Annotated in this window: 15 protein-coding genes; 13 read left to right on the forward strand and 2 right to left on the reverse strand. The window is 61.2% G+C overall.

Annotated elements, in window-relative coordinates; all coding sequences use genetic code 11:
• Nucleotides 1-59: 59 nt before the first annotated feature.
• From SJI03_RS12815 to SJI03_RS12875, 13 genes are all read left to right on the forward strand, one after another.
• Nucleotides 60-485 carry a hypothetical protein gene (locus tag SJI03_RS12815; protein ID WP_099379520.1) on the forward strand — a complete coding sequence of 142 codons (426 nt, stop codon included), beginning with the start codon at nt 60-62 and terminating at the stop codon, nt 483-485.
• Nucleotides 486-512: 27 nt separating this feature from the next.
• Entirely contained in the window at nt 513-938 is a 426-nt protein-coding gene (locus SJI03_RS12820) for a hypothetical protein (RefSeq protein WP_322427430.1), read from the forward strand.
• A 97-nt stretch (nt 939-1,035) separates the two neighbouring features.
• On the forward strand, nt 1,036-1,992 hold the full coding sequence (locus tag SJI03_RS12825) for a bifunctional helix-turn-helix transcriptional regulator/GNAT family N-acetyltransferase (RefSeq protein WP_322427431.1): 957 nt from the start codon (nt 1,036-1,038) through the stop codon (nt 1,990-1,992).
• A gap of 107 nt (nt 1,993-2,099) precedes the next feature.
• Nucleotides 2,100-2,738, forward strand: coding sequence for a TetR/AcrR family transcriptional regulator (locus SJI03_RS12830; RefSeq protein ID WP_199534461.1), 639 nt, complete (start codon nt 2,100-2,102; stop codon nt 2,736-2,738).
• Nucleotides 2,739-2,854: 116 nt separating this feature from the next.
• Nucleotides 2,855-3,661 carry an alpha/beta hydrolase gene (locus SJI03_RS12835; RefSeq protein ID WP_322427432.1) on the forward strand — a complete coding sequence of 269 codons (807 nt, stop codon included), beginning with the start codon at nt 2,855-2,857 and terminating at the stop codon, nt 3,659-3,661.
• Between the two features lie 148 nt (nt 3,662-3,809).
• Nucleotides 3,810-6,020, forward strand: coding sequence for a TonB-dependent receptor (locus SJI03_RS12840; RefSeq protein ID WP_199534460.1), 2,211 nt, complete (start codon nt 3,810-3,812; stop codon nt 6,018-6,020).
• 84 nt (nt 6,021-6,104) lie between these two features.
• The gene (locus tag SJI03_RS12845; protein ID WP_322427433.1) at nt 6,105-7,100 is read left to right on the forward strand and encodes a PHB depolymerase family esterase; all 996 of its coding nucleotides are present in this window, start codon (nt 6,105-6,107) and stop codon (nt 7,098-7,100) included.
• Between the two features lie 199 nt (nt 7,101-7,299).
• Nucleotides 7,300-10,095: a type VI secretion system Vgr family protein gene (locus tag SJI03_RS12850; RefSeq protein ID WP_322427434.1), complete on the forward strand. Its 2,796-nt coding sequence runs from the start codon at nt 7,300-7,302 to the stop codon at nt 10,093-10,095.
• 18 nt (nt 10,096-10,113) lie between these two features.
• Nucleotides 10,114-12,414 carry an effector protein Tle3 domain-containing protein gene (locus SJI03_RS12855; protein WP_322427435.1) on the forward strand — a complete coding sequence of 767 codons (2,301 nt, stop codon included), beginning with the start codon at nt 10,114-10,116 and terminating at the stop codon, nt 12,412-12,414.
• Between the two features lie 9 nt (nt 12,415-12,423).
• Nucleotides 12,424-14,088: a type VI lipase adapter Tla3 domain-containing protein gene (locus SJI03_RS12860; RefSeq protein ID WP_322427436.1), complete on the forward strand. Its 1,665-nt coding sequence runs from the start codon at nt 12,424-12,426 to the stop codon at nt 14,086-14,088.
• 13 nt (nt 14,089-14,101) lie between these two features.
• Entirely contained in the window at nt 14,102-14,368 is a 267-nt protein-coding gene (locus tag SJI03_RS12865; RefSeq protein ID WP_099379511.1) for a PAAR domain-containing protein, read from the forward strand.
• A gap of 84 nt (nt 14,369-14,452) precedes the next feature.
• Nucleotides 14,453-15,112, forward strand: coding sequence for a hypothetical protein (locus tag SJI03_RS12870; protein WP_322427437.1), 660 nt, complete (start codon nt 14,453-14,455; stop codon nt 15,110-15,112).
• A 44-nt stretch (nt 15,113-15,156) separates the two neighbouring features.
• On the forward strand, nt 15,157-15,591 hold the full coding sequence (locus SJI03_RS12875) for a DUF695 domain-containing protein (protein WP_099379509.1): 435 nt from the start codon (nt 15,157-15,159) through the stop codon (nt 15,589-15,591).
• Here the strand turns inward: SJI03_RS12875 and bla are convergent, their stop codons facing one another.
• Both bla and SJI03_RS12885 read right to left on the reverse strand, forming a co-directional pair.
• The gene (gene bla, locus SJI03_RS12880) at nt 15,592-16,485 is read right to left on the reverse strand and encodes a class A beta-lactamase (protein WP_322427438.1); all 894 of its coding nucleotides are present in this window, start codon (nt 16,483-16,485) and stop codon (nt 15,592-15,594) included.
• Nucleotides 16,478-19,153, reverse strand: a complete 2,676-nt coding sequence (locus SJI03_RS12885) for a PAS domain-containing protein (protein ID WP_322427439.1) — start codon at nt 19,151-19,153, stop codon at nt 16,478-16,480. The genes bla and SJI03_RS12885 overlap by 8 nt, the downstream gene beginning before the upstream one ends.
• Between the last annotated feature and the right edge of the window lie 437 nt (nt 19,154-19,590).

Raw genomic sequence — 19,590 nt, forward strand, 5'->3', positions numbered from 1 at the left:
AACATGCTACAGTCCGCCATTGCCGCCAAGCAGGAGCGGCGCCCTCTGGATCATGCTTGATGCCCACCTGGACTTCCCCGCCACAACTCGTCGTCCTTGCCGCCTTCTATGCGCAAGCGCAAGTCCATCCGGAAACGCTCAGTGATGCTGTCTTCCTGGAAAATGTGAAAAACGCCCACTGGCCCACCAATTGCTGGAGTTATGCGGAAGCATCGTTCGCCATCATCGCGCCCGCCTGTCTGCTTCGTCCGCATTTGACCGCTGAGCTGATCGCCATGCCCATCGCCGCCATGGTTGCGGGCGGGCTGGAAGATGCGGGACAAGTCATCGCGATTGGCCTGGCCTGCGCCACGCGCGACGCACCATATGTGGAGGTAAGCGCAGAGGGCAAGCGCTGGCTGACGCAGGTGTGGCCGGGACTGGGGGAGATGATCGAGGCCGTGTTTCAGGCCAGCTTGCAAGCGGCGCTGGCCGATGAAGATTAATGTAAATATAAACTGATAGGAATACACATGATTGCAGGAAATTTCTTCCCGCCCGACTATAAGACTTTTCCTTTCAAGCAAGGAGATCTGCTGCTTTCCCAAGACGAGGGCGGCAAATTTTCTGTTTCCAAGGTATTGATGATCGATGCGATCGAAGTCGGGTGCGGCGAGGCGATTTACTTGGGCGGCAAGGACATCGTAGCAACGGAGGACGATTACCTGCTGATCATCGGCTGTGCATACGGCGAATACGAGTTCGACACGGCCGAGGAGGCGCAGGCCGCTGCGCTGGATGGCAGCTGGACGGTCAGGATAGGCCACGCTCCAAATCGCAGTCCGGGCGCGGCGGAGGGGCAGTCATTGATTGGCCATGAACCCGTTCATGAAAGCGAACTGGAGGGCTACCATCTGTGGAAGCAAGCGTTTGATGCGGGCAAGGCTGGCGTGTTCTGACATCGACGTGGCCTGTTGCAGGGCGGTCGCTGCCTCTTGACCTGGAATGCAGGTTTGCGTTAGGGTATACGTAACTACTTACATATATCCCGATCTCATGTCCTCCAACTTGCAAACCTACGGCTCCCTGATGCTGGCCAGCCGCCTGCGCCGTCTTTCCGATCAACTGTATGCCGGCGTCGATACCAGCTATCTGGCGGCCGGCGTCGAGCTGACGTCGCGCTGCTTCCCCTTGTTATTGCTGCTGCGCGACAACGGTCCCACGGCGATCACGGCCCTGGCCGCGCAGATCGGCCAGACGCATCCGGTGGTGGTGCAACTGGGGCGCAAGCTGATCGATGCTGGCGTGGTGGTGGAGATGCCGGACGCCAAGGATGAGCGCCGCCGCCTGCTGGCGCTGTCCGACGCCGGGCAAGCGTTGCTGCGCAATATGGCACCCCTGTGGGACGATGTGCGCGCGGCCGTCGATAGCGTGTTCGAGCAGGGCACGCCGCAGCTGATGGCCAGTCTGGACCGGGCCGAAGCGCGCTTGCAGGCGCAAGGTTTCGGCGAGACGATCGCCGCCTGCCGGCGCCAGCGCGAGCGGGCCGCCGTGGAGATCATCGATTACGCCGCGCACTACGCGGCCGATTTCAAGCGCCTGAATATCGAATGGCTGGAACGCTATTTCTATGTCGAGGCGCTGGACGACAAGGTGCTGTCCGATCCGCAACGCTCGATTCTCGATGACGGCGGGCAGATTTTCCTCGCGCGCCTCGATGGCAAGATCGTTGGTACCTGCGCCCTGATCCGCGCCGGCGACGCCAGCATCGAGTTATCGAAGATGGCCGTCACGCCTGAGTGCCAGGGCTTGGGCATTGCGCGCCGGCTGATCGAACGCGCTTTCGATGCTTTCAAGGCCAGCGGTGCGCAACTGCTGTTCCTGGAGTCGAACAGCAAGCTGGCGCCGGCCCTCCGCCTGTATGAAAGCAGCGGTTTCAAGCACGTGGCGCGGCCGGCCGGCGATGCGCATTACCAGCGCGCCGACGTCTACATGGAGTGGCAGGGCAGGTAGCGCACGCCAGGGCGCCACGCGGTGCTCCCCATCGGCCGTCTCCCGCGTTACAATACGCGCACCCATAACGGAACTTAGGTTCCACTATTTCGAGACGCCGACGCCGCATGCCTTCCTTCCCGATGCCCTTCCCGCAGTTGATCGTTCCACCGGAGCCCACCCAGGCGCGCAGCAAGCTGGCCTTCGAGCGCTTGCTGCTGGTGGGTGAGCAGTTGCTGGCGGAAAACCGTTTCGATGAAATCGGCGTGGCCGACCTGGCCAGGCTGGCGGAAACCTCGGTGGGCACGTTTTACCGTTTGTTGGGCGACAAGGATACGTTGAGCCGCTTGCTGCTGCAGCGCTTTTTTTCCGACATGGTGGAGAAGGTCGAGACTCTGACGGAGCTGCGTCAGTGGGAAGGGCGTAGCCTGGAAGAGTTCATCCGCGCCATGGTGGCCATGTTCGTGGCCGTCAACACTGGCCGGCGCGGCGTGCTGCGCGCCCTGATCACGCGTTGCTCGCAGGATGCGCAATTCCGCGACAAGGTACACCAGATCAATCATCTGATCTCGCAACGCACGGTTGCCGTGCTGGCCAGCAAGTCGTCCAGCATCCGCCACCCGAACCCTACGCAGGCGATGATGGTGGTGCCGCCCGTGCTGCTGGGCATCCTGAACCAGCACGTGTTGTCGGGCTCGCTGTCCTTCCTGTCGGCGGCCGCACTCGAGGATGAGCTGGTGCGTGTTGCATTAAATTACCTGACTTGAACTATTTAGCGATTTAACTTGAAATCGGAATTCGGATTCCGTATTATGTTTTCCAACAGCAGGAAAATATATTCCTGCACCTGAACACAAAGCATGTTCAACAGCAAGGAGACAGAATGCGGCGTCACACGACATCCGATGTTCCATTGCATTACCTCGACCTGGGTTCCGGCACAGAGACGGGGCAGGGCGAGCCCGTGTTTCTGTTGCACGGCCTCGGCTCCTGCGCCGAGGACTGGCGTCCGCAGATTGACGCTCTCGGCAGCAGCTATCGCCTGATCGTGCCCGACCTGCGCGGCCATGGCGCCAGTCCGGCGCCCAACGGCGACTGGCAGATCGGCGACTTCGCCAATGACCTTTTCAATTTGATGGACCAGCTCGACGTGCCGCGCGCGCGCATCGTCGGCTTTTCCCTGGGCGGCATGGTGGGCCTGGAAATGGCCAACCGCGCGCCGGGCAGGGTGGCCAGCTTGTGCCTGATCAATTCCCAGCCATTCCAGGGCAGCAAACCGGCCGCGCTGCTGTTTGCCTACTGGCTGCGTCGCACGGTGATCGCCACCTTTGGTCTGAAAGCCATGGGCAAGATCATCGGCAAGAAACTGTTTCCCGATCCTGCACAGCAAGCGCTCGTCGAGCGCTTCGCCACGCAGATGGCGGGCATGGACAAGCGCGCCTACCTGGCCGCGCTGGACGCCATTTTCCACTGGGATATCGATATTCACTTCCAGGCCCTGGCCATGCCCGTCCTCATCATGGCGGCCGACCAGGATTACACGCCCGTCGCCAGCAAGCGGGCCTTTGCCGCACAGTTTCAGCAGTGCGAGATCGAGATCATCGCGAACTCGCGCCACGCCACGCCCCTGGACCAGGCGCAGCGTGTGAATACCTTGTTGCAGTCCTTCCTTACCATAAATTCAAAATAAACAGGCCACTCGCCGCACGGGCCGGGGGCCGGGAAACAGTCATCGCAGGGCAGGTGCTCGCATTGCGCGCGCGGGTACCGTTACGTCTTGCGATTCTGGAATCCGGCCGTCTTCCCTGGCGGTAAGCAAGCCTGACATTGGAGACGCTATGAAACTTGCTTTGAAATTGATGCCCGCCGCCCTCGCCGTTGCCGGCGCGTTTGCCACCCAGGCCCAGGCGCAGGAAACCAGCCCCGCTGCTGCCAATGCTGTCAGCGCCCAGGAAGCCAGCGATGCGAAAGAACGCATGGAAACCGTAACGGTCTCTGCCCGCCGCCGCGAAGAGCGCTTGCAGGACGTGCCGCTGGCCGTCACGGCGTTTTCCGCCAAGGCCCTGGAACGGGCGAATATCCAGAACCTGGCCGACTTGCAGGAGCGCGTGCCGAACCTGACCGTGTACGCCTCGCGCGGCACGAATACGACATTGACGGCCTTCATTCGCGGCGTGGGCCAGGCCGACCCTGTCTGGGGCGTGGACCCGGGTGTGGGCATTTATTTTGACGACGTCTACATGGCCAGGCCGCAAGGCGCGCTGCTCGACGTGTTCGACGTGCAGCGCATCGAAGTGCTGCGCGGTCCGCAAGGCACCCTGTACGGCAAGAACACCATCGGCGGCGCCATCAAATACATTTCGCGTCCGCTGGCGAAGGAAAACGGCGCGTCGGCGGAAGTGGGCATCGGTAACTATAACCAGCGCAACTTCAAGGCCGCCTTCAACCTGGCCAACGAAAGCGGCACCTGGCGCGCGCGCCTGGCCGCCGCCAAGCTGGACCGCGACGGTTTCGGCCGCAACACGTTTAATGGCGAACAGGTCAGCGACCAGGACAGCACGGCCGCGCGCCTGTCCGTCGGTTACTTTCCGCAGGATATCCCTTTGACCGTCGTGCTGAGCCTGGACGCCACGGACGACAAGTCGGGCGTGCGCGGTTTCCAGCGCATGGGCGTGAGCGCCTTCGATCCGCTCAAGCGGCCGGCCAGCAAGGATGCGTATGATATCCAGAGCGGCATGCCGGGCAACAATTTCACGCACAACCGGGGCGGCTCGCTGGTGGCCAATTACACCTTGTCGAATGACTGGTCTGTCAAAGTGATCGGCGCCAAGCGGCGCAGCACGTCCGAGCAAACCATTGACTTCGACGGCTTGCCGCAGCCCATCGCCGACGTGTTCGGCGACTCGCGCGACGAGCAGAAGAGCCTGGAATTGCAGGCGTCATACAGCGGCGACTATGGCGCCGGCGTGATCGGCCTGTACCGCTTCGAAGGCACGGCGGGCGGCGGCATCTACAACAACTTCCTGGGGCGCCAGTTCACGGCCGCCGTCAGCACGGTGGAAACGGACAGCACGGCGCTGTACACGGACTGGACCTGGCCGCTGGGCAAGGTGTGGAGCATTAATGCGGGCTTGCGCCATACGCGCGAGGAGAAACGCGCCATCGTGCTGAACCGCGCCTTTGCCGACGTGGGCTTTACGCGGCCCATCCAGACGGCGGCCGACTTCGACAAGTCCTTGTCGGTCAGCAATACCTCGCCGAAATTGTCCGTGCGCTACGAAGCGTCGAAGACGACGAATTTCTACAGCAACCTGTCGCGCGGCTTCAAGTCGGGCGGCTACAACGTACGTGCCAACAACCTGGTGGTGCCGGACTCGGCTCGGCCATACAAGGATGAAAAACTCGACGCGCTGGAAGTGGGCATGAAGTACGCGGCGCCAGACGACACGTTTGACGCCAACGTGGCCCTGTTCTACAACCGCTACAAGGATATCCAGTTGTCGGTATTCACCAGCTATGTGCAGCCGGGCGGCGTGCCGGGCTTCTATGGCGACTTCACGAACGCGGGCAAGGCGACCGTGAAAGGCGCCGAGTTCGAATTTTCGTGGCGGCCGAACCGCCAGTGGGAAGTCAACGGCTTCCTCGCGCTGCTCAATGCCCATTATGACGAGTTCATGAGCGGCGGCAAGAACATTGCGGATACGCAAAAGTTCAGCAATACGCCAGCCCGGCAAGTGGGCTTGAACCTGACGCGCACGGACCGCGACGTGTTCGGCGGCGCCTTGCGCAGCATGGTCGGCTATGGCTACCGCAGCAAGGTTTACCCGACCACGGACTTGAGCGAAACGCTGGCGCAGGGCGGCTACAGCATCTGGACGGCAGGCGTCGTGTGGGAAGCGCCGAAGAACTGGACCTTCAGCCTGCATGGCAGCAATCTGGGTAATAAGCGCTATCGCACGGATGGCTACAACATTCCGGCCGTGTTCATCCTCGACGGTTTCTATGGCCCGCCGCGCCAGATCATCGCCAAGGCAGGCTACAAATTTTAAGGGGTTGTAGAAGTGCCGGCTTGACGGGCGTCAAGCCGGTTCGTTGTCGCTGTTTTCGTCGTTAATAATAATCAGGAGACTGGCATGGCACATCTGAATCAGCAACTGCGTCACTTGTTATCTGCACTGATCGCCGCCTGCGGCTTGCTGGCCGCGCTGCCGGCCGCCGCCGGCCAATGGGACTTCGGCCTGTACGCGAGCCTGTGGGGCACGCGCGAATACCAGGTCTGGCTACCGAGCAATTACAATCCGAATACACCGCTGCCCGTCGTGCTGATGCTGCACGGCTGCGGTTCCGAGCCCAACAGCATGGCGGCCGTCAGCCGCTACAACCAGCTGGCCGACAGCGAAAACTTCATCGTCGTCTATCCGCGCCAGAACGCCACGGCCAACCCCATGCGCTGCTGGAATTTCATGTTGCCGCTGAACCAGGAACGGGGCACGGGCGAGCCGGCCGTGCTGATGGGCATCTTGAACAGGGTCAAGAGCAAGTATGCGGTGCAGGACAGCCGCGTGTACGTGACGGGCATCTCGGCCGGCGGCGCCATGGCCTCCATCATGGCCGCCTGTTATTCCGACGTGTTCGCCGCCGTGATGGTGCATTCGGGCGGCATGTACAAGGGCGCCATCGGCATGCTCACGGCCGCCGATTCGCTGTTCAACGGCAGCTCGTTCGACCCGAAAGTACGGGGCAAGGATGCCTGGCGCTGCTCCGGTTCGCCGCGCCGGCTGATGCCGACGATGGTGTTTCACGGCACTTCCGACATCGTCGTCAATCCCGTCAACGGCGAGCAAACCATCGAGCAATTCCTGCAGACCAGCGACTATGGCGACGATGGCCTCGACAATGACAGCGTGCGTTACCGTGCCGACAGCATCGTGCGCCAGACGGTGCCGTATGGCCGCAGTTACTCCATCGACACGTATCTGCACAACGGCGCCGTCATCGCGCAAAAGTACACCGTCGAGGGCATGAACCACGCGTGGAGCGGTGGCCCTCCGGGCTGGCCATTCAGCGATGAGCTGGGCCCGGACGCCACCGTGATCAGCTGGAATTTCTTCAAGAATTACCAGCGCTGATGGCGTGAGGAACTTGCAGCTTGGACAATGCACCCATTGTGCTGCTCAAGCCTCCGCCCTGCTGGCCAGGCGGCAAAGGTTGATGCAAGTAGTGGGAACCTTGGCGGGTTCTTACTAAATATCAAGTATTTCCCTGCCATCCCATGGCATTGTCGGTTCTCCAGCTTGATTCGATGCAAGTGCGAATGAGGAGAACGCCATGGACGGTGACGAGTCGATATCGGGTGCCGAGCGACCGCTGCGCCTGCGCCTGGGTGTTTCGCCCAAGGTGCCTGCCGGCGTGCTGATACCGCAGCGTATCGCCGGCAGCGAGGCCATCTGTGGCGGCATCGAATACCGCATCTTGTGTGTCTCGACGCATGCCGACTTGCCGCTCAGTAGTTTGATTGCCTTGCCTGCCGCTATCGATATTGTCACCGACCAGGGCCAGCTGCGCAGTATCTGCGGCCTGGTCACGCAAGCAAGTGCCGGCGACAGCGATGGCGCGCTGGTCAGCTACCAGCTGGTGCTGACGGACGCTTTCGCCATCATGGAAAAGCGCTGCAATACGCGTATCTTCCGGCGTTTATCCGATATCGAGATCGTCAAGACCTTGCTCGATGAATGGATACGCAGCAATACCGTGCTGGCGCATGCTTTCCAGTATGCGTTTGCCGATTTTTTCGAGGCGCAAACGTATCCGCAGCGTGAATTTGTCATGCAGCACAATGAGTCCGATGCAGCCTTCGTACGGCGCCTGCTCAAGCGTAGCGGCGTCGCCTGGTTTTTTCGTGCCGAGGGCAATACGGATGCACATGCCGAGCCGGCGCATACCCTGGTGCTATTCAACCATGCCGATGGCTTGCGGAAAAACATGGCTGATACCGTGCGTTATCACGCGGACCGCGCGACGGAACAGCGGGATACCCTGACGTCGTGGAGCGAAGTGCGCAAGCTGCAGGCGGGCAAGGTGACGCGCCATAGCTGGAATGAAGAACACCCGCGCGCGCGGCCGTTCATGACCGCCGATGCCTTGGGACGGGGGCAGCAGGGCATGCATGGCAATGCGATTGCCGCCACGCTTGATGATTACCGCGTGCTGCCGCCGCGCGCGGGCAACGATCATGAGGCCTTGTGCCAGCTGGGCATGCTGGCCATGCAGCAGCATGATTACGAGAGCCATTGCTTTCACGCCGAAGGCAGCGTGCGCGACCTGTGCCCGGGCGAGTACTTCGGTTTGGCCGAGCACCCGGACATCGGCGCCCTGCCAGCGGCCGAGCGCGACTTTGTCGTCACATCGCTGCAGGTGGCGGCGCAGAATAATTTACCCAGGGAGCTTGCCGCCAGGGTGGCCCGCCTGTTTGCGCGTAACCGCTGGCTGGCCGATGACGCATCGCTGCCGCAGCGCGAGCTGGCGGCGACAGTGGACGACGGCCCCTTGCGCATGCATATTGCACTGACTGCCGTGCGGCGCGGCGTGCCCATCGTTCCAGCCTATGACACGCGCATCGACCTGCCGCCAGTCACCATGCAAAGCGCCGTGGTGGTGGGGCCGGCGAATGAGGAAGTCCATTGCGACGCGATGGGTAGGGTCAAGGTCCGCTTTCCCGCCACGCGCAAGCTGGACCACGAGCATGCAGGCGGCACGGGCGCCTCCGACACGGATGCCGATTCGGCCTGGGTGCGGGTTGCGTCGAGCTGGGCGGGAAACGGTCACGGCAGCATGCAGCAATGCGGCTATCTGGGCTTGCCCCGCGTGGGCAGCGAAGTCTTGCTGGCCTTTCTTGGAGGTGACCCGGACCGGCCCATTATCGTGGGCCAGTTGTATAACGACAACGCGCAGCCGGTCGCCCTGAGCAAGGCAGGCGACTTGCCCGGCAACCGTTATTTGTCCGGCATGAAGAGCCGCGAAATCAAGGGCACGCGTGGCAACCAGCTGCGTTTTGACGATGTCCATGGGCAAATCAATGCCCAGCTTGCCAGCGATCACGGTTCCACACAGCTCAACCTGGGCTGGCTGACGCAGGACCGGCGCAACGGCCAGGGCGATGCGCGCGGCGAGGGCGCTGAATTGCGCACCGACGAGCAGTTGGCCATGCGGGCGGGTAAGGGCATGCTGATTTCGGCCTGGAAGCGCCTGAATGGCGATGGCGGCCATATGGCGCGCAGCGAATATCTGGGTCTGATGGAAAACTGTCTGGACTTGTTTCGCTCGCTGGGCAGCTATGCGGCGACGCATCAGGCGCTGGAGCAGGAAGACCAGGCGCAGCAGGAATTGCAACAAAGCTTGAAAGGCTGGGAGGGCGGCAGCAATACGCAGCCCCGTGCCGAACTGGGCGGTGCGGCGGCGATTGCCGTGACGGCGCCCGCCGGCATCAGCTTTGCCAGTTCGAAAGCCATCGTCAGTTATGCCGTCAGCAATATCGATACGGTCGCGCAGCAGCACTTGCAAGCCGTGGCAGGCCAGCGCTACAGCGTGAACGCGGGCAAGGGCATTTCGCTGTTTGCCCATGCGGATGGCATCCGTGCCATCGCCCACCATGGCAAGTTCCTGCTGCAAAGCCAGCATGACGACATGGACCTCAACGCGGCAAAAAACCTGAAGCTCACGGCCAGCGACGGCAAGCTGACGGGCATGGCCGATGAAATCGTGTTGATTTCCAAACATGGCGCTTTCATCCGCATCGCCGATGGCATCACCTTTGGCAGCAAGTCGCCGCTGAACTTCAATGCGCCCAACTTTGTATTCAACGACCCGCAAAGCATGGAGGTGCAATTGCCAAGCTTTGCCGAGGGCAAGGCCGACCAGCAATTCATCTTTCAGTACGAAGGCGATGACAGTCTCGTTGATGGCGTGTCGCCAACACCACAGCTGGCGCCGCAAGCGCACTTTGCCGTGAAACTGGGCGATGGTTCAGCGGCCGATGGACGCAGTGATGGGAGCGGCAAGACGGACGTGCTCGAGCGCGCCGCGATGCACCTGGCCGCCATCGAAGTATTCAATAACAAGGATTGATGACGCCAGGAGAGTGCGATGGGCAGCTATCCGAAAGTACCGTACGTCGTGGGCGAGGATGTTGCGATCCTGCATTGCGAACGCAGCGTGTGCAAAAAGGTGAAGGTACGCCGCAATCTGCCGGGCAATATCATCGTCATCCATGGCGTTAATGATGTGGGTGTCAGCTACAAGGCGGTGGAACATGGCTTGTGCGAAGGCTTGACGCAAAGGCTGGGGCGCGGCTTTACGCCAGCTTCTTACCGCATGCCCGTGGCGGCGGACAAGGACAAGCTGGAAGATGACCCAGATGCCGTCTTCTTCAAGCGCACGATAGCCAAGGATACCGATAGCCCCGTGATTCCGTTTTACTGGGGCTACCGTGAAGTGGAAGGTAAGAGTAGCACCATCAATGGTCAGTTTGTCGATCGCTACGGTAATCGCTTGGACAAGGATTTATCCAAGGAAGGCGGGCCGTTTGGCAACGCCACCAGCAGCTTGCCCGACATGTGGCGTCCGGGCATGTATGCGCCTGCGGACCCCATGGGCGATGCCTTGCGTCCGCTGAAGACGGCGCCCGGGCGCATGTATATGGTACTGGCGGCGCAGCGGCTGGCCGCGCTCATTTCCATGATCCGCGATTATGAAGCCCAGGACACCGTCAGCATCGTTGCGCACAGTCAGGGCTGTCTGTTGTCGTTGCTGGCGCAGGCCATGTTGATGGAAAAAGGGCTGGCACCGGCCGACAATTTGATACTCACGCATCCGCCATACAGCCTGGTGGACAGCCTGCCTCTGTTGATGCGAGGAGCCGCCTGGTTCGACGGCGGCGAAGATGCAGCGATGAAGCCCTATTACCATTTGCTCAGTGGCGCGCAGACGCTGGGTGCGCGCCTGAAGACCTTGGTGAATATCGTGGCCGGTGTGGCGAAAGGCAACGGCCAGGCTTGCCAGCCGCCGTTTGCCGACTTGAAAAAGGATGAGCATCGCGGCATGGTTGGCAGCCGTTGGCAGGGCGCCGAAGACCGCGACAACCGCCGCAAGGTTTATCTGTATTTTTGCCCTGAAGACATGACGGTGGCGCTCGATAACATCCAGGGAATAGGATGGGATGGCGTGCCCGATCATGCATTGGGAAGTGAATTGGTGGAAGAAGAGGAGACATCCAGTCTGGATGGGTACAGTATTTCCTCCGGACATACCAAGATGGTGGAACACAAGCAGGTTCGCGGCGCGCTGGCGGAACTGGGTGGCAGATTTTATCAGCGGGTATTCAGCAACAAGACCCGGCTGGATCCGGCCACGGGAAAGACTACGGTGTCGTTGGTAGGCAAGCCGCCCCCATTTGACTTCCCGTTGCGCCTGCCGACGGAAACCGAGCAGTCGCATGTGGAGGTTTCTCTGCGAAAACACCGCGCACAACATCAAGCGGTGGCCTGGCCTGTCAATACCAAGTTGAGCAAAGTGGAACAGCGTAATGGCGTACGTACCATCACTGGCGAAGCGTTGAAACAACCGGTACCGGCCGACTTGCGTGGCACCTCGCAAATTGATCCCGCCAATATTCCAGCAACGTCCATGATGAGAAACCGTACCGTGGCAGATCAGGGACCCGCAGAGGAAGTCGATCCTTGCGATGCGTCGGTGGCACCGACCAGCGGGAGCGGCATGCAGCTACGCAGCGAGTATCGCCCTGATCCGGGCGGTTATCAAAAGTTTCCCGAACGGGTGGAACACCTGAGTCTACGAGAGTTGGCATTGATGACGGCAAGCTACAACAAGGAAAAAGGACTGGACGTGAAAGACAAGCTCGATCAACGCGAAATTGTCTCGGCGCAACGCTACCCTGACAGCAATGTCGTGGCGAAAATTCAGGAAAGCCCGAACGAGGCGCGCTTGCGCTGGCAGCGGGAAGTCAGTGCCAGATCTTTCCACAGTTCGATTTTCGGTAGCGCGAAAAATCATAGCCAGGTGACCGCGTATGACGTGGCGATTGGCAGCGGCAAGGCGTCATCCGATCCACTATTCTATGCGTATCTATGTGCGGTGGCAGATTGGCGGGTGAAGGACCTGAAGAACGGCGATAAAGGGCGTAAGGGAATACGGATAAAAGAAAAGTTCATATTGGAGTTCGCGCCATATTTATCCGTAGAACCCGGATGGAGAAGTACTGCAATCAATGGCAGCATTGACTATTACAACACAGGAATCTTGCCTGTAGGATTGCCCTTGCTATCAGGGCCGTTGTGGAAAATTGTAGTGTCACAAACCAAAAATATAAAGGTAGTGAGTAGTGAGCGAAAAAGCAAAATAAATGAATTGTCGAAGCCTCGTCGGTAGCAACTTGCTTTGATTGATTATCGTTTCTCCGGGATTGCAGACCAAAAGGTGATGGCCATGATGACGCTTCGTTGGTTGGGAATGTCGATAGTTGTTGTAATTATATTTTTTGGTTTGTTGTGGCTCAATGCCTTATCGAAGAGTCAGGCGCGTGAAATAGCGTTACAGTTGCAGGCGAAACAGCCAAAGGTGCCTGTGGGGCCACGGCAAGAGTACGTGCTGGAGGTGATTGGACTTGGCGTTACCCTGGATAAGTATCGGCAAGGAAAGCTGTGGGATGTCTTACAAAAAGGCAGTCCTTACACCAGCATACGCGAACAAGACCCCAGGAAATATCCGTGGACGGGTGATGATAAGGATGGGGAAGGCGGCAGCAGGGCCTACGATGCGCTGGAAAATGGCATCAATTTCACTCCGATGTATTGGAACCTGCCTTCGTTTTATGCTGGAACGCCCATTCTTGACCCGACTGCACAACCGAGCTTGATAGAGCCGATGGCGGGACTTGTGGCTGGCGCTGGTACGGGGGGCATGCCCTTGCATCTATTTTCCGTGGCTTCATGGAAGCTGGATGAACATCCCGACCAATTGCTGATTGATGTGTTTGATTTTTTCGATAAGCATCCTGACGTACCTTACGTCGCCTTACACTCCGAGGATAGTGTTGGCACGCGAGACGGCAACCGGAAGCCAGGCACGGCAAGGAAATTGCTAAATGGATATTTCATCCCAGATATGCCTGATGCCACGGCGGTATTCATCCTGGCACGCCGCGAACGAATAGAACCGTTGCGCCCATTTGTTTGGGATGACCCTGCGAATAAATTCGTTAGGGAACAACTCCGCGCCATGTACAACGAACTGATGCAATCACTTCCCTCGCGCGCGAAACAGCAGCGACCTGAAGCCTTCAGCGAACGTCAACCCACCGTCGCCGAATGGCTCACCGCCGCCGCCGCCTTCGCCCAGCGGCCCGATATCCGCGGCGTGGGCTTGCATACGTTCGATAAACTCAATCCCTGGGAAAATCGCCCTCCGCGTGACTGGAAGCCGACGCCGTGGTTTCCCATTCCCTGGAACCGGGACCAGATGGAAACCTTCGACCGCTTGCCTTCGTTCGGTTTCGTGCACCGGCCCGTATTCGTCAAATTTGCGGATGAGGAGGGCAAGCCCGTCACGCGGCGTGACCAGCGCCAGAAGATGTTCAATGCGGGCTGGCAACAGGCGTTGCAGACCTTGCCGGTAGCCGAGCGCGGCAAGGGGCCGGCGCGCATCGTGGCCGGCACGGGAAATCAGCCGGAACAGTTGCTGATGCTCGAAGGCATGTTGCATGACTATGCCTCACAAGGCGGGCCGGAAATCGACAGCAGCAAGAGCGCACAGTTCATCAATACCGATCATCGGCTGGGCAATACCGGTGCGGCCACCTGGTTCATGCAGATGGCCATTGGCGTGATGGGCAGCTATCGCGATGGCGGCGCCACTGCCGCGATTAATTTGCGCGACGGCAATGAGGCCAGCATCATCTTCATCACGCCGCCATCGGACGCCAAACGCCAGCAGCAGGATGCCAATGGCGATATCTTCCGCAGCCGCGTCACCCCGTCCGTTGATCCGGGCAATTATGCGGCGCCATCGGTGGAAGCCATCCTGGAAAGCTCGGTGGGCAAGTAGAACGGGAGGCAGCATGCGTAAAGTCATCCGTTTGGGCGACGCCACGTCGCATGGCGGCAAGGTGCTCAGTTGTGCCGCCACGCATTTTACGGTCAATGGCATTGCCGTCGCCTGCGTCGGGGACTTGTGCAGCTGCCCCATCAAGGGGCATCAAGGCTGCAAGATCGCCAGCGGCTCGTCGCGGCACACCATCAACGGTATCGCTATCGCCTTTGAAGGCGATACCACCACCTGTGGCGCCAAGTTGCTCGCTGGCGGCGTCAACTTCCGCACCTCCTGACGCCGCGTCTGCCTGCCATTTCCTAGTAACTATATAATCTGCGCTTGGGCGATATCCGCCCTTGACTCCGATTGAAGGAATGCCATGCCAGCTTATTTCGTGCGCCCCTTGGCGCTGTGTGTCGTGTCGGCCGTGTGCCTGTCTGCCAGTGCCGCCGAGGCGGTGGTGGATGCGCAGCAGCGCGCGTCCTTGCTGGAATTTTATGCACAGCAATATCCGGGCGAGCCGGCTGCGCGCACCGTGTTCGAGAGCGTGCCCGTGGTGGGCGGCCGCGGCAGCGAAGTGGTGGGCAGCGTGGAAACGTCGCCGTATCGCGGCCATGGTGCGCTGTGCCGGACGCAGCGCACCAAGTTCGTGCTGCACGGCGAGGGCAAGCAGGCGCGCTGGCAAGAGGCGGGCATGGAGTATTACGCCTGGCTCGACCGTGGCACCTGCCGCGCGGTGGCCGAACCCGTGCGCATGCTGCAGCGCATTCCCGATGTGGAACTGGAAGGCGTGTTGTTGTACCAGAAGCCGTTGCTGGAGCGGGCGCGTTTATTGATGGCGGGCAATACTGCCTGCGCCCCCTTGCGGGCGCTGAAATTTTCGCTGGCGGCCGTCGACGTGGGCACGGCCGCACCGCGTGCCGAAGAGCGCTATGCGCTGGTGTTCAAGAGCGACCGCGACAGCTACGCCCGCGTCTGGCTACGCAAGAGCGGCGCCCAATATGACGCGTGGAATGTGACTTGCCCGCCAGTGCTGTAGACTGCTCGCCCTTTGCCCGATTTTACTTTTTGACTGTTGCAACCATGAACGAAAATTCCACTTCCGCCCGCAGCTGGGGCACCATCGTCACGCATAGCGACGAGATGGCCATCATCTACCGCTATGTCGACACTTTCCATGACGACTGGGACCTGTCGTCGCAGCCGGACCGCATCATCATCGCCTGGCGTTATGAGGACGAGACGGGCATGCCCGCGCCGAACGAGCGCGAGCACATGGAAGAGCTGGAAGCGGCGCTGGAACCCGTGGTGGAAGCGGATGGCTTCGCCACGCTGGCGCTGGTGTCCACCGGTGAGAACTTGCGCGAATGGATTTATTACACGCAGTCGGGCGAAGAATTTTTCAATCGCCTCAACACGGCGCTGGCGCCGCGTCCCAAATTCCCGATTGAAATCCGCAGCGCGGCTGACCCCGCTTGGTCGACATACGCCGGCTTCATGGCCGCACTGCCGAAATAATTACACCAATGCAGCCGTCACGATGCGCGTGGCGGCCGTGATGATGTCCTGGTTGGTGTCGGCTTTTTTCTGTTCGCGCGTGTAGTACACGGCGATCACCAGCGGCGCGCCGCTGGCAGGGTAGGCCACGCCGATGTCGTTGACGCTGCCATACGCGCCCGAGCCCGTTTTATCCGCCACCTGCCAGCCGGCAGGCACGCCGGCGCGGATACGCTTGTCGCCCGTCGTGTTGCCGCGCATCCAGGCATCGAGTTGCTGGCGCTGCGATGCCGGCAAGCTATTTCCCAGTAACAATTGCTGCAAGCTGTGCGCCATCGACGCGGGGCTGGCCGTGTCGCGCACTTCGCCCGGGATGGCGCTATTCAATTCCGTTTCCCAGCGTTCCAGCTGGAATGACGTATTGCCGATGCTGCGCGCAAACGCCGTCACGGCTTGCGGCCCGCCTAATAATGTCATCAAGAAATTGGCCGCGCTATTGTCGCTGTACTGCAAGGTGGCGGCGCATAGGTCGGCCACGTTCATGCCGTCGGCCAGATGCTTTTCCGTGATGGGCGAATAGGTGACCAATTCCTTTTTCTCGTAACGCACGTGCTGATCCAGCAAGCCCGGTTGGCTGACGCTGCGTGCCAGCACGGCGGCAGCCAGCATGGCCTTGAAGGTGCTGGCCAGGGGGAAGCGTTCGTCGGCGCGATAGGCAACGCGCAGCTCGCTGCCCTGGCGCCAGGCGGCAATGCCGAGGCGTCCGCCTGCGGCTTGTTCCAGCGCGGCCAGTTGCGTCTGGGCGGCGGCGATGCTGGTGGTGGGTGCGGCAAACAGCAGCGGTGTCGGGCACAGCAGGGCGGCGCTGCCGGCCAGCACGAGGTTGCGGCGGACGTGGTTCAGGGATTCAGTCATGGTCTGTCAGTGTTTTTGGGGTGGAAAGGGTAGCCAGCAGTTCGCCGATGGCGAGCAGGTTGGCCGGTTTGGTCAGATGGTGGTCGAAGCCGGCCGCGCTCGACTGGCTGCGGTCGTTTTCGGCGCCCCAACCCGTCAAGGCAACGAGCACGACGTTGGCGCCGGCCGGTATCCGGCGCAGCGCGCGCGCCACTTCGTAGCCGTTCATGCCGGGCAAGCCGATGTCGAGGAAGATGACGTTCGGCAAGAATTGCGGCGCCACGGCCAGGGCTTGCGCGCCGTCGTGGGCCACTTGCGTGGCGTGGCCCATCATGTCGAGCACGGCGGCGAGGGTGTCGGCCGCATCGATATTGTCGTCGACCACCAGCACGCGGAAATGCGGGCCGCCGTTGGCGCTGGCCGGTGCGGCCGGTGCGGCGGACGCTGTCACTTCCTCCTCCAGCAGCGGCAGGCGCACGCTGAAGGTGCTGCCCAGGCCGGTGCCGGGACTGGCCGCCGTGGCGCTGCCACCATGCAACTCGGCCAGGCGCCGCACCAGTGACAGGCCAATGCCCAGGCCGCCTTGCGCCCTGCCCATGTTTTGCCCCACCTGCGTAAACATGTCAAACACGGTGCTGATCGACTCGGCGGGGATGCCCACGCCGCTGTCCTTGACTTCGATCAATGCCTCGTTGCCATCGCGTAATGCGCGCAAGCTGATCCGCCCGCCGGCCGGCGTGTACTTGGCGGCATTGTTGAGCAAATTGCCCAGCACTTGCGCCAGGCGCGTGGGATCGGCTTCGAGCGGCAGCGCTTGCTCATCGAGTTGCACCTGCAATTGATGGCGGCTGGACTCGATCAGCGGCATGCTCGTTTCCACGGCGCTGGCAATGATGGTTTTCAGGTCCGCGCGTTCAAGCTTGAGTTCGATCTGGCCCCGCGTGATGCGGGCCACGTCCAGCAAATCATTGACCAGGTGCACCATCTGATTGACTTGCCGTTCCATCACGTCGCGCACCCGTGCCACGGTGGCGGGCTTGTCGGCGGCCAGGCGCATGATCTGCAAGCCGTTGCGGATGGGCGCCAGCGGGTTGCGCAGTTCGTGCGCCAGGGTGGCGAGGAATTCCGTCTTGCGCCGGTCCATTTCTGACAGGTTGTCGGCCAGCTGGCGCAATTGCTGCTCGGAGCGCTTGCGCTCGCTGATGTCGCTGAACAATACCGTCAGCAGGCGGCTGCCGGGGCCGCCCAGGCGCGCGGCGAAGACTTCGAACCAGCGCTCCATGGCCACGGCTTCGTTTTCGTAGCGCACGGGCTCGCCGGTCTTGACGACCTGGTCGTACATATCGAACCAGTGCTGGTCGTGGTCGGGCACGAAGCTGCGGATGGTCTTGCCGATGGCATTGTCGAGGCCTGACTGCTTGACGAAGGCGGGATTGCCTTCCAGGTAGCGGAAATCGATGGGGCGGCCTTGCTCGTCGTACAGCATTTCGATGACGCAAAAGGCCTGGTCCATCAGCTCGATCAGGGTGCGGTAGCGTTCCTCGCTGCGGCGCAGCGCATCTTCCACCTGTTTCTGGCGCGTGATGTCGAGCAGGACGCCGGGCAATTGCAAGGGTGTGCCGTCGGGCGCGTATTCCGCGCGGCCCCGCGCGATGACCGAGCGGTACTGGCCATCGCCGGCACCGACGCGGTAGCTGGCCTCGAACGGCGTGTGCGCCTGCAGCGCCTGGGCAATCTGCGCGCTGACTTGCTCGCGGTCATCGGGATGGATGATCTCCAGGTAGCGCGCCAGCGGCGCCGCCGTGGCCGCATCGGCATTGACGGGGAACAAGCGCGCCATATTGCTGTCGGCCGTGACCCGGTCGGCCACGATATCCCAGTTCCAGGTGGCCACTTCGCCGGCCGCCAGGGTCAGGCGCAGGGTTTCCTCGTTCTGCTTGCTGGTCGTCAGGTCGAGCGAGATGCCGGACAGGCCGATCACGTTGCCGGCGCCGTCGCTGGCGCAGGTGCCGCGCATGTGCGCCCAGTGCAGCGACCCATCGGGCCAGCGCACGCGGATATCGACTTCGAAATCGCTGGCGCTGGCGATGGCCGCGTGCACCACCGTCTGCCAGTGCTGCAGGTCGCCGTCGAGCATGGCGCCCGTCAACCGCGCGTAATCGATGTGGCTGTCAGGCGGCAGTCCCAGATTGGCCTTGAAGGCATCGGAGCCGGCCATGCTGCCGCTGCCCAGGTCGATTTCCCACGTGCCCATGCGGCCGCCCTGCATGGCCAGGCGCAGCCGCTGTTCCGTCTGCCGTTGCTGCGTCACGTCGCAATGCGAGCCCAGCCATTCAACGATGCTGCCGTCGGGCGCCAGCACGGGCAGCATGCGCACGAGCATGTTGCGGTAGGCGCCGCTGACGTGGCGCAGCCGGTATTCCGCTTCGAACACGCTGGTCAGGTGCGATGGCATGACGTAAGGCAAGTTGCGGTCGTCCGGATGCAGGGCATTGACCCAGCCGCGGCCCAGCAGTTCGGCCTCCGTCTGGCCCGTGAAGGCGCGCCATGATGGCTGGTCGGCATCGAACTGGCCGAAGGTTTTCGTGCTCCAGACGATGTCGCAATGGGCGCTCAGCAACAGATGCGCCGCCTGGGCGGCGACGGTGGAGGACGGGACGGCGTTGCTGGGCTGGCTGGGTTCTGGCATGGAGGCTATCGACGATGGTGCAGGGGGCCTCGCCGCACTGGAATGGGGCGGCCTGGCAACTTAATTCTGGCGATATTACAACTATTTTTGCCCTCTGGGCTGTCTTGCAGGATGCCCATTCCGCTTTCCCGAGTCTGGCGAAAAAATCGCGCCCTACGGCAGGTGATCGGAGGAAATAGCAAGGAAATAGCAAGACCGGGGCGCTATTGTGGCTGAATAACCACTAGTCGGCCCTTTATGTTGATGAATGAATATTTTACATAACAATATTCTTGCAGCGCATAAGGCGCTTGAATTAAATTGGCGCCTTACTTGAAAGTTGGTGTTCATCAGACATCCCAGAGATGCGGCCAGACCGCTGTCAGCTTGGACGACAGCCAGGGCAGAGCCAGTGACGCCAGGAGCGGAGAGACATCCGCTCGCGCTGCTGCACCGAG

The sequence above is a fragment of the Janthinobacterium sp. GMG1 genome (genome assembly GCF_034427795.1).
GTDB lineage: Bacteria > Pseudomonadota > Gammaproteobacteria > Burkholderiales > Burkholderiaceae_D > Janthinobacterium.

Coding starts and splice junctions, on each gene's coding strand:
- SJI03_RS12815 (WP_099379520.1), top strand. CDS start 60: ATGCCCACCTGGACTTCCCCGCCACAACTCGTCGTCCTTGCCGCCTTC.
- SJI03_RS12820 (WP_322427430.1), top strand. CDS start 513: ATGATTGCAGGAAATTTCTTCCCGCCCGACTATAAGACTTTTCCTTTC.
- SJI03_RS12825 (WP_322427431.1), top strand. CDS start 1,036: ATGTCCTCCAACTTGCAAACCTACGGCTCCCTGATGCTGGCCAGCCGC.
- SJI03_RS12830 (WP_199534461.1), top strand. CDS start 2,100: ATGCCTTCCTTCCCGATGCCCTTCCCGCAGTTGATCGTTCCACCGGAG.
- SJI03_RS12835 (WP_322427432.1), top strand. CDS start 2,855: ATGCGGCGTCACACGACATCCGATGTTCCATTGCATTACCTCGACCTG.
- SJI03_RS12840 (WP_199534460.1), top strand. CDS start 3,810: ATGAAACTTGCTTTGAAATTGATGCCCGCCGCCCTCGCCGTTGCCGGC.
- SJI03_RS12845 (WP_322427433.1), top strand. CDS start 6,105: ATGGCACATCTGAATCAGCAACTGCGTCACTTGTTATCTGCACTGATC.
- SJI03_RS12850 (WP_322427434.1), top strand. CDS start 7,300: ATGGACGGTGACGAGTCGATATCGGGTGCCGAGCGACCGCTGCGCCTG.
- SJI03_RS12855 (WP_322427435.1), top strand. CDS start 10,114: ATGGGCAGCTATCCGAAAGTACCGTACGTCGTGGGCGAGGATGTTGCG.
- SJI03_RS12865 (WP_099379511.1), top strand. CDS start 14,102: ATGCGTAAAGTCATCCGTTTGGGCGACGCCACGTCGCATGGCGGCAAG.
- SJI03_RS12870 (WP_322427437.1), top strand. CDS start 14,453: ATGCCAGCTTATTTCGTGCGCCCCTTGGCGCTGTGTGTCGTGTCGGCC.
- SJI03_RS12875 (WP_099379509.1), top strand. CDS start 15,157: ATGAACGAAAATTCCACTTCCGCCCGCAGCTGGGGCACCATCGTCACG.
- bla (WP_322427438.1), bottom strand. CDS start 16,485: ATGACTGAATCCCTGAACCACGTCCGCCGCAACCTCGTGCTGGCCGGC.
- SJI03_RS12885 (WP_322427439.1), bottom strand. CDS start 19,153: ATGCCAGAACCCAGCCAGCCCAGCAACGCCGTCCCGTCCTCCACCGTC.